The organism is Phormidesmis sp. 146-33, from assembly GCF_052939515.1.
Map to the genome: position 1 here is coordinate 1 of NZ_JBJPHU010000270.1, position 1,701 is coordinate 1,701.

The following is a 1,701-nucleotide window of genomic DNA, read 5'->3' on the forward strand; positions in this document are numbered from 1 at the left end:
GAACCTGAATAAAAAATTCATTCCGAGAGCCTACCGGAATTCCGGTGAAGAGTTGGTAAAGTACCGGAATCAGCAAAAGAGTAAATCAGTAGGTTCAGTGTCAATCTTTTCTCCTGGAATCTGTTTGATTTAACTGAGAAATAGCTATCAGTAATCAGACAGTTGTTGCCCCACATTGCTAATACCATCGTCGTCAATCGAAGCACTACAAAATGGAAGCCAACCCGCCAACAGTAAGGCAAGCAGTCTCAGGTAGTAACGGCGTTTTCCCTTGACCGAGTGAGGAACGATCGCGCCTTCGCTTATCAGATTGGCTGTCTGGTTTCTCACCTGCTCATAACTCAGTCCTGATGCGTCAACCAGTTCGTTACGGGTCAGTCCATCTTTCTGCTGCAACGTTTCTAGAAGCCTCGATCTCGTCTGCTTTCCCTGTCCAGTCGTTTGAAAAATACTCAGCATTTCAGTAGTACTCAGATACCCTTCTTTGCTGACAAATCAAGTCTGGAACGTCAATCGTGAAAGTTCGGATAGATAAATCGTCTCACAAACTAATTTTGGAATGGAGCGATCGTCATACTTCAACCTGTGGGGTTGTTCTAGGGGAGAGCGATCGTTGTTGGGTATATGGTGGGTGAACTGTTTGGCATAGCAAAAAGCCCCCAACGGATGTCAGAGGCTCTGTTTACGAAGAGGCGTTACTTCTTCTTGTCCAACGACTTGAAGCGATTGACCTGCTTCATCACTCTCTCAAAAACCAAGCCGAGAACAATGAGTTCAGCAGCGAGGATGATGGCAGTGAGCAGGATTAGAGGACTTGCACCCTCCATGAAATCGATCGCTTTGATGACCAGCAGATCAGAACGACTCGGAACCTCGACAGAAGGAGAGTTTTGAGAAACTTGTTGCTCTGGCCTTGATTTTTTGAGATTTGGTGTCATGATTAAGCCTGAAAAACTATTTTTGTCCTCTCGGATCAGTTATTGAGTCGAGGGGATTTTTGTATGAAGTGGAAACTCCATTGCCACACCTAGCGCAATAACTTCTCTCGAAACTCGTTATTACTCTATCTGTAGTTCTCGAATTCAGCAAGAAATTGATCAGGTTTTGTGATCTATTGCTAGAACAAGCGTTCTACGAAAAGCAGAATCAAGCGGTCGCTCATTTGCATTCATACAATCCCTACTGACAGACTGGACAGTAATACCCTGCATCGAATTCTTGCCTGCCGCAACTTGGGTTAGCAATGTAGTCGCCAAATAGATAGTGACTGCCCACAAAGGCTTTACATCTAAGGCAGGTGTTTGCAATGTACCGCTCTCTGGCTGTTTGGCTGTAATGGGACTGAAGAGAAGCCCCATGCTGGTTGGCAAGCTGAATGTCTGAAGCAACAAAGTCACCCGCTCCTAGATAACCCATATCCCCCCGCAACGCTGCAACTTTCATCGGTGCCGTACACTTCCAGCAATTTGAATCAATGATTAGTAAGCGTTTTCTCGACGTGTGGCTACCACATTTAGGACACTTGGGAGTCGTGCATAAATTCACACGGTCAGGCTTAAGAGTAGGACTGTCTAAACGACGGGTATCCTCGTCAGACTCTAGAGTGTAGGTCACCACGGTAATTTGGTTACGTTTGTAATAATCTAGTGCAGCCTGTTCGGGGGCATGAGTGACCACCACCTCGATCACTGCGATCACCTT

The 1,701-nt window shown here is 45.9% G+C and carries 3 protein-coding genes; all 3 read right to left on the minus strand.

The genetic code is table 11. The features are described 5' to 3' along the window. Positions 1 to 147 precede the first annotated feature (147 nt). Positions 148 to 459 carry a winged helix-turn-helix transcriptional regulator gene (locus tag ACJ2PR_RS35850; protein ID WP_446871259.1) on the minus strand — a complete coding sequence of 104 codons (312 nt, stop codon included), beginning with the start codon at positions 457 to 459 and terminating at the stop codon, positions 148 to 150. 236 nt (positions 460 to 695) lie between these two features. Beyond that, complete coding sequence (locus ACJ2PR_RS35855; RefSeq protein ID WP_446871260.1) at positions 696 to 938, minus strand: hypothetical protein; 243 nt, start codon at positions 936 to 938, stop codon at positions 696 to 698. Positions 939 to 1,179: 241 nt separating this feature from the next. Continuing rightward, positions 1,180 to 1,701, minus strand: a 522-nt coding sequence (locus tag ACJ2PR_RS35860) for a hypothetical protein (protein ID WP_446880633.1), incomplete at its 5' end; no start/stop codon positions are given.

Bases quoted from the DNA above. Each gene is read 5' to 3' on its own strand.
- ACJ2PR_RS35855 (WP_446871260.1), bottom strand. From the start codon at position 938: ATGACACCAAATCTCAAAAAATCAAGGCCAGAGCAACAAGTTTCTCAA.
- ACJ2PR_RS35850 (WP_446871259.1), bottom strand. From the start codon at position 459: ATGCTGAGTATTTTTCAAACGACTGGACAGGGAAAGCAGACGAGATCG.